The sequence below is a fragment of the Methylobacterium sp. E-066 genome, from assembly GCF_022829635.1.
Taxonomy (GTDB): Bacteria; Pseudomonadota; Alphaproteobacteria; order Rhizobiales; family Beijerinckiaceae; genus Methylobacterium.
In genome coordinates this window covers 23,371-29,841 of the sequence record NZ_JAKSYO010000086.1, presented here as the reverse complement: position 1 = coordinate 29,841, position 6,471 = coordinate 23,371, and the positions used below count along the sequence as shown (strand labels likewise).

The 6,471-nt window shown below is 61.8% G+C and carries 10 protein-coding genes; 6 read left to right on the top strand and 4 right to left on the bottom strand.

Features of this window, described 5'->3' with window-relative positions; translation table 11 throughout:
- From MKL20_RS09615 to MKL20_RS09595, 5 genes are all read left to right on the top strand, one after another.
- Positions 1 to 351, top strand: a 351-nt coding sequence (locus MKL20_RS09615; RefSeq protein WP_244036487.1) for a hypothetical protein, incomplete at its 5' end; no start/stop codon positions are given.
- Between the two features lie 697 nt (positions 352 to 1,048).
- Complete coding sequence (locus MKL20_RS33130) at positions 1,049 to 1,423, top strand: DUF4440 domain-containing protein (protein ID WP_244036486.1); 375 nt, start codon at positions 1,049 to 1,051, stop codon at positions 1,421 to 1,423.
- Between the two features lie 110 nt (positions 1,424 to 1,533).
- On the top strand, positions 1,534 to 1,722 hold the full coding sequence (locus MKL20_RS09605) for a hypothetical protein (protein WP_244036485.1): 189 nt from the start codon (positions 1,534 to 1,536) through the stop codon (positions 1,720 to 1,722).
- A 96-nt stretch (positions 1,723 to 1,818) separates the two neighbouring features.
- Positions 1,819 to 2,043: a DUF3684 domain-containing protein gene (locus MKL20_RS09600; RefSeq protein ID WP_244036484.1), complete on the top strand. Its 225-nt coding sequence runs from the start codon at positions 1,819 to 1,821 to the stop codon at positions 2,041 to 2,043.
- A gap of 189 nt (positions 2,044 to 2,232) precedes the next feature.
- Positions 2,233 to 2,544: a hypothetical protein gene (locus MKL20_RS09595; protein ID WP_244036483.1), complete on the top strand. Its 312-nt coding sequence runs from the start codon at positions 2,233 to 2,235 to the stop codon at positions 2,542 to 2,544.
- Between the two features lie 109 nt (positions 2,545 to 2,653).
- Here MKL20_RS09595 and MKL20_RS09590 read toward each other — a convergent pair whose 3' ends face one another.
- Together MKL20_RS09590 and MKL20_RS09585 are read right to left on the bottom strand one after the other, a co-directional pair.
- The gene (locus tag MKL20_RS09590) at positions 2,654 to 3,139 is read right to left on the bottom strand and encodes a hypothetical protein (protein ID WP_244036482.1); all 486 of its coding nucleotides are present in this window, start codon (positions 3,137 to 3,139) and stop codon (positions 2,654 to 2,656) included.
- A gap of 175 nt (positions 3,140 to 3,314) precedes the next feature.
- Positions 3,315 to 3,662: a hypothetical protein gene (locus tag MKL20_RS09585; RefSeq protein WP_244036481.1), complete on the bottom strand. Its 348-nt coding sequence runs from the start codon at positions 3,660 to 3,662 to the stop codon at positions 3,315 to 3,317.
- 380 nt (positions 3,663 to 4,042) lie between these two features.
- Here MKL20_RS09585 and MKL20_RS09580 point away from each other — a divergent pair, with 380 nt between their 5' ends.
- On the top strand, positions 4,043 to 4,906 hold the full coding sequence (locus MKL20_RS09580) for a Bro-N domain-containing protein (protein WP_244036480.1): 864 nt from the start codon (positions 4,043 to 4,045) through the stop codon (positions 4,904 to 4,906).
- A gap of 99 nt (positions 4,907 to 5,005) precedes the next feature.
- Here MKL20_RS09580 and MKL20_RS09575 read toward each other — a convergent pair whose 3' ends face one another.
- Positions 5,006 to 5,638, bottom strand: coding sequence for a hypothetical protein (locus MKL20_RS09575; protein WP_244036479.1), 633 nt, complete (start codon positions 5,636 to 5,638; stop codon positions 5,006 to 5,008).
- 210 nt (positions 5,639 to 5,848) lie between these two features.
- On the bottom strand, positions 5,849 to 6,433 hold the full coding sequence (locus MKL20_RS09570; RefSeq protein WP_244036478.1) for a tyrosine phosphatase family protein: 585 nt from the start codon (positions 6,431 to 6,433) through the stop codon (positions 5,849 to 5,851).
- Positions 6,434 to 6,471 lie beyond the last annotated feature (38 nt).

The window sequence follows — 6,471 nt, the reverse complement described above, 5'->3', positions numbered from 1 at the left end:
CAAGGAACGGCTGCAGCCACCGGTTCAGATCCTCACGCCATCCGCCAGCACCTGACATCGCGAGCACCCACGCTCATGGCCGTGGCAGGCGAATCCGCAAAAACCTCCAGCGTTCCCTCAATCTGCCAAAGTAGTGCTAGGAAGGTGAGCATACGCATGGGACGATCGAAGCGTAGGCTGCCCGACAGCCTGACCCAGCACCTGTCGGATCCGAAGATCGTTGCCTTCAGGCCTCGAACTAATCAGCGCCGTGCCAATCTTCGGACCGAAGCGGCAAAGAGGTTCTACCTCTCGATCGTAACCCTCACCGTCGTCGTGCTGGCTGGTGGTTACCTGCTGCGCCTCTGGTAGCCGCACTTGAAGCCGCCGGCGTCATCTTCATCAAGAAGAGCGGCTGGGGGCCGGGGGTTTGCGACGGGTGCGATGCTTGGTTCTCGGCGGCCAAGCGCCGGCATCATCCAACTGCTCCAGGATGTATGAGTCGGGATCGCGGCCCATCATGTGTTGCCTTGCCCGCCAGTCGCGTTGCTGCTGCGTGAGCAGGTGAATCCAAGGCGGCGGTCCGTTGGGGTCAACGACCCGGTCCTTCTCGTCATCCATCGTGGCCTACCTTGGGTTTGCGGCAAAGCAGAGCTTACACGAGATCGGTCCGCCCTGGGTTTTGATGGGTCCGGACGGTAGTCCCGATCAGTCCGTTACCATTTCTCAGGCCCTTCCCAGCCGGATTCGATCACTGCCGCCGTCCTGGCGAAGGAGGGCTGCAGCTACCTGCGGGCGAAAAGCATCACGTCATCCCCCGGGCAGCGCGAGACCGCTGCGAACGAGCTCGTCAACGCCGCTTGCTGATAATCAGCTCGGCGGCGAGCACGCGACGGGAGAGGTAAGAGGCGATCGGCATCGTCCAGCTTTGCCGCGTAGGTTCGGCCGGCGCGAGATCACGCTATTCCGGTTCGGCCCGGTGTCCACCGAGTCTGCGCCAGGTCGCAGGCGGAACGAACGTGTCGGCGGTCCGCTTTCCTCGACAATTCGAAGAACCGGGGAGAGCGCCGTGGACGATGATCGCGTGTGGTCGTTCGAGAAGAGCCTATGGACCTGCGACGCCGAGCACTATCGTGAGCTTGTCGACGAGGAATGCCTCATGGTCCTGCCACAGCCGCCGTTCGTCCTCAGCGGGACCCAGGCGATCGAGGCGGTCGCGTCCACACCGCGGTGGGCCGAGATCGAGATCTCGGACAAGCGGATCAGCCGTCCGCAGGAAGGGCTCATCGTGATCGCCTATCATGCAGAGGCGAGCCGCGACGGCGAAACGTACGAGGCACATTGCACATCGACGTACCGCCGTTTGGAGCACGAGGTTTGGCGCGTCGTGCAGCACCAGCAAACGCCTCCGCTCGTGACACCCGCCGCAAAAGTCAGCGGCTGATTGGCGGAATATGGGGCGGCCCTGACAGGCCGCCCGCGGAACCACCGGTGTCGTCATCATCGAAAAGAACGGCGAAGAGCCGAGGCGGCGCGTCCTGACAGGAGCAATTTATGCTGAGTCCGGTTGAAGCCCTGCGAAAGCTGCGCGAAGAAATGGTGATGGATCGCCGCAGATCGGTGGATCAGCAGGAGAGTATCCAGAAGGTGCAGGCCGAAATCGAGGCAATCGATAGGGCTATCGTAGATGAACTAGCTATGCAGAGCGGCGACGACTCGAAGTCCAGCAGTGTCTCAGTTTGAAATCTGAGCCTGGTTCTGCACCCTCCTCGGCTCAGTCTCGTACGTTCGCACGTCCAATCCCGCTGCCGTATGTTTGACGACAAACAGGAGGCTCCCATGGCCGATCAAGATCGTGCACTCATCGACACGCACGGCGAACAAGATAACGTGGCCTTGGCCCAATTAGGAGCGGCCGTGATCCTGGCTTGGCCCTTATTAGATCCCGACCTTCAGCGCGATTTAATCGCAACAGCCGCCGTTGTGGATGGCGTCAAACGAGATCCGAGTTTTGAAGAAATCCTAACCCGGCTCGTTCAGATGAATAATCGGGGCGGTGGTTAAGTATGCCCACTGGACCCATGGGCCAGCGCCGCGATGCCAAAGCGATCAGCAGCCCCATCTCGGCGATTCTGATCGCTGTCGGCGTCATCTTCATCCAGGAGAATGGCGAGGGGCCGAGGGTGCAGTTGCAGAAAGCTGCCTCAACCGATGCCCCGTAGCGTCCCGCGCGCGCCGGACGTGCGCTTCTCCGTGGACCCGGCCGACATTCCAGCCGAGAAGGTCGCGCGACGGCTGCACCTGACGATCGCGCAGTTCGATGCGTGCAAGGTTCGGCTATTCACCCGGGGCTTCCCGCGGCCGGACCCAGATACCGGCATGTACTGCCTGGAGGCGGTCGACCGCTGGCGCTTGCAGCGGCACCCAGCCCTGTTTCCAGAACTCATGCCGAGGGCCGCAGCCGCGACTGGCGCCGATCCGGAGAAGAACCTGGGAGCGATGGCCCGTGAAGCCTACGAGCACCGCGCTGCCGAAAAGGAGCTTCGGCGATCCAATCCAAAATGAGCGGGGGCGCCAGACCGAAGAAACACCCTTGCGCCGCTAATTAAATTGCCCGACCGCCTCTTACTGGCGGTCATGATATTTGCCCACTTCAAGGTAGCTGGTCTCGCGATTAGGGAAGCAGGCTGGCGACGGGCGCCGCTCTGGTGGGGGCCTCTGGCCGCTCCCTCTTCTCCACGATCCGGCACCTATCCCGCAAAGTGACCTCGTGCTTCGGCCAGAGCTGGCACGCCACCTCGAATGCCGCCCGCGCCATGTCGATCGGGTAGATCACCGCGAGCCGAACCTCGATGCTGCCCGTCTCCGTCCAGACTTCGACCGTGTAGGGGACGCCTGGCGGGACTGGAATCTCTGGCCGTATCGGCGGCGGCAACGTGATCGCGGCCAAGCACAGGTGCTCGTATTTCCGGGCCGGCGGGGATCCGGGGGCACGCTGGTAGCGGCACGACGCCATGAGGTGGCGCAGCACGTCGAGCGTCGAGACATCGAGCCCAAACCGCTCTCGCAGGCTGGCGACGGTGTACCGGCCGGACCGCTTGCAGGAGGAGCAATCGACGTAGACCCGACCCGGCTGGATATCGCGCAGGAGCCCCGCCACCGCTTCCCTCCGTTCTGGAACGAAGGCGGAACATGCCAGATCGGGCGGCGTAGTTCAGCGGGTGCCGGCCGGGGTCGTTACCTTGCCGGTGGAGTGCTGTGGATCGCGTCGAAGAACGCCAGCGCTATCAGGCGCTTCGGGCGCCCTTCGCTGCAAACTCCCAGATCGGCGGCCCTCAGACTTGGCCGGGCTTGTCCCGCCGCGCGGCCGTCCGCTCGAACATGATGCGGTCGGCGTGGACGCCCTGAACCCGGTTGCCGGCGATCATCAGCGCGCCGCAGTAGTCGACCCGGAACGTGCCGTGCTCGGGGTGGACCCCGAACAGCTCGCGATCTGTCCAGCCGAGCGAGAGTGCTTCGGCGCCGAACCGGTCGCAGAATTCGATGGCCGATTCCCGCATCGTCGCCCACTGCGCCGGCGTGAGGTAGCGGCAGGGCGAGGCGCGCTCGGAGATACGTTCGATTTGGTCGCGCCAGGTGGCGACGGCGGGCGGAAGGTCGGTGGGAGCGGGGCTGGCTGACATGCCGTTCAGTACGGCTCCACGTCGGCTACGCCAACCGCCGCCGGTTCCCGCGCTTCCGGCGGGCGGAGATTGTTATTCACAGGCTTTGCAGCGGCAAATAGCTGGTTGTTCACAGGGCACAGCTGATTTGGTGGCCCCCGGAGCACGACCGGTGGATATCGTCGGGTTCGGCAAGGCTGCAGGTCGACTTGGAGCGGATCTCTGCGCCTACTGGACGTCCCGAAACGAAACGACCGCCCCTGATGTGAAACAGAGGCGGCCATTCGAGGAGGGTCGGCCGAAGGCCGGACCTGTCCGCAGCACGAAGATCAAGCCACGGTCTTCGGGACGAGTCCACCTCCGGCCGAACGTTTTCCCCGTTCGTGTCACAGGAGACACTCGTGCCCTACGCTCTGCGGATCTTCGAAAGCTCTCAGCGCCAAACGCTGCGGTCTATCACCATCGACGGCGTGCCATGGTTCGTTTTCGCCGACGTGTGCCGCTCGGTGGGATTGAAGCCGAATAACGGCTCGTTTTGGAAGCACCTGCGCCATGTCGATGACCGCGATCATCGCCTCGTGGCTCGCGTGGACATCGAAAACACCCCCTCTACCGATTTGGGAGAGGGGGGTCTCAGCGACCCAGGAGGCACTGACAGGCTGATTTGCATCAATGAATCCGGCGTTTACGCCACGGTTTTTCGTAGCCGCGCTGCCGGAGCGCAAGATTTCCAGCGTTGGGTCACCTCCGATGTTCTGCCGTCAATTCGGAAAACCGGTAGCTATTCGGCTGAGCCGAGCGCCTCGCTGGCTCATTGGAAGCCGTTTCACGACCGCATCAGCCTGACGCTGACCAAGGTGCCCGAAGGCTACTTCTGCATCTTCAAGGAGATGGCCGACTTAACCGCGCAGCTCATCACGCAGGGCGCAACGGTGAACGACGAAACCGTGCCGGACATCAGCTTGGGCATCGCGTGGGGCAAGGAGTGGGAGCTGAAAGGCCACGACCACGACCTCGGCCCCCGCACGAAGTACGAGCACAATTACCCGGGCTATTTCCGTCAGGCGCGCTCGAACCCGCAGTGGGTGTGGTGCTACCCAGAGGAAGCGCTGGGGGCGTTCCGGCGGTGGATGCGGAATGTCTACCTGCCGAACTTCTACCCGCAATACCTGACGCGGAAAGAAAAGAAGGGCGACATCCCGGCGATCGTGGTCCAGGCGGCCCTCAAAGCCGTCGAGGTCTCGCGTCCCAAGCCGCTCCGCTAAGCACACCGCTCGGCCCCGCCCGATCTGCTCACGGGGCGGGGGAGCTACGGACAGCAGGCGTTGCTGGCAGTGATGTAGCAGGCAAGAGCGCCATCCAGATCAAAAGGCTCTCATAAGCTCATCAATTACTGTCTTGGCATCCATAGCCTGTGCCCTGGTAATGTCAGGATCTGCCATGCGGTTGCAATGAATTACATTGCGAGCATTATTTGTTGTTTTTATAATATTGTGTGCGTTTTGAGTGATTGCGCCCTGGTTTAATGCGCGGGTGTTGAGAGCAGATAAGGCCGTGGGATTGTTGGGCGACCCAAGCTTATAATACAATAGATGCTCAAATATCGCCGCAGACATGAGCATGAATGAGATCCACGCGCCCTGCTCGAAGCAATTTTCGGCTTCTTGATAGAACGCCCCCATGCGAATGGCCCTCGCAGGCTCGGTGCTTTTTACGGTTGGAAACAGCGCCGAATAATCTCTAATGCCGTGATAGTATATTTGCAATACTACGTTATCTGGTTGTTGTAATTTGAAATCATTGCATGTTAGGGTATCGCCAGCGATCTGTGAGTTTATGCCGTCTACCAAGTTGTTTATACCGTTCACTTGGACGAACGCGTTTGAAATTGCATACGCATCAAGGCTACGGACGGTGAAACTCTGTGTTGGCGGGGATATCGTTCCTGAAGGAACAGCAGGCACCTGCGCCGTAAGATTGAAGTGTGTAGTTTTCACGGGTATGCCTCAGTCAAGTCACTTGGTGATGATACCTTCCCGTATACTAGGCGCAATCTGAGATATAGCTGACCAGTCGCCGACCGAGGGGGCTGTGTTTGTCGCAAGCATAATCGCTAGAGAAAGGTCCCGAACGGCAACTGTCGGCGGGGCTGAGGGGATTCCGGGAGGAGCGCGTGGTAGACCCGCGCCGGGCCGGCAAGCCTCTGGTCAGGACCGCTCCGCGAGATCAACCTCACGCCCTCGGCGATGCTGACGCATGAAGTCGGCGATGTGGCTGCGTGTCTCGACCTGATGTCGATAGATCCGGCCGGCGGCTCGGACGAGTTCGCCACCGCGGCCTAGCTGCTCGTCGGCGAACTCCATCATGCGGAGGTTCGGCCAGGCCTTGGGGCGCATGTCGAGCACACGCGACAGCAGGGCATCCGCGCTCTGATCCGGGTAGACCTGGGCCAGCAGCATCGTGAGAGCTGCGGTCGAGCGCGAAATCCCCGCGTGGCAGTGGACGAGGAGATGGCCCTCTTGGCGGCCGGATGCGGATGCCGTGAGTTCGCGCCCGAACGACAAAATCTCGGCAACGTGCGCGGCCTCCGGTAAAACCACATCAGGCCCGGGCTCGATCGCGTCGTGGAATCGCAAGGTCGTTCGGTAATGCGGGGCAAAGCGCACGAGCGCGGCAGGTTCGGGCTCCTCTGGATCGAGGATTGAGAGCACGTGCGTGACCTGCCGGGCCTCGTGCTCGACCAACTCCGGGATGCCGCAGACGGTCAGGATGGAGATCGCGATCGGCTTCATGAGCTGCCGGTAGCATGAGCAGCGTTGCCGACGGTAGC

What these genes read in the sequence shown, in the direction of transcription:
- MKL20_RS09600 (WP_244036484.1), top strand. Translation starts at nt 1,819, where the DNA reads ATGGCCGATCAAGATCGTGCACTCATCGACACGCACGGCGAACAAGAT.
- MKL20_RS09570 (WP_244036478.1), bottom strand. Translation starts at nt 6,433, where the DNA reads ATGAAGCCGATCGCGATCTCCATCCTGACCGTCTGCGGCATCCCGGAG.
- MKL20_RS09585 (WP_244036481.1), bottom strand. Translation starts at nt 3,662, where the DNA reads ATGTCAGCCAGCCCCGCTCCCACCGACCTTCCGCCCGCCGTCGCCACC.
- MKL20_RS09605 (WP_244036485.1), top strand. Translation starts at nt 1,534, where the DNA reads ATGCTGAGTCCGGTTGAAGCCCTGCGAAAGCTGCGCGAAGAAATGGTG.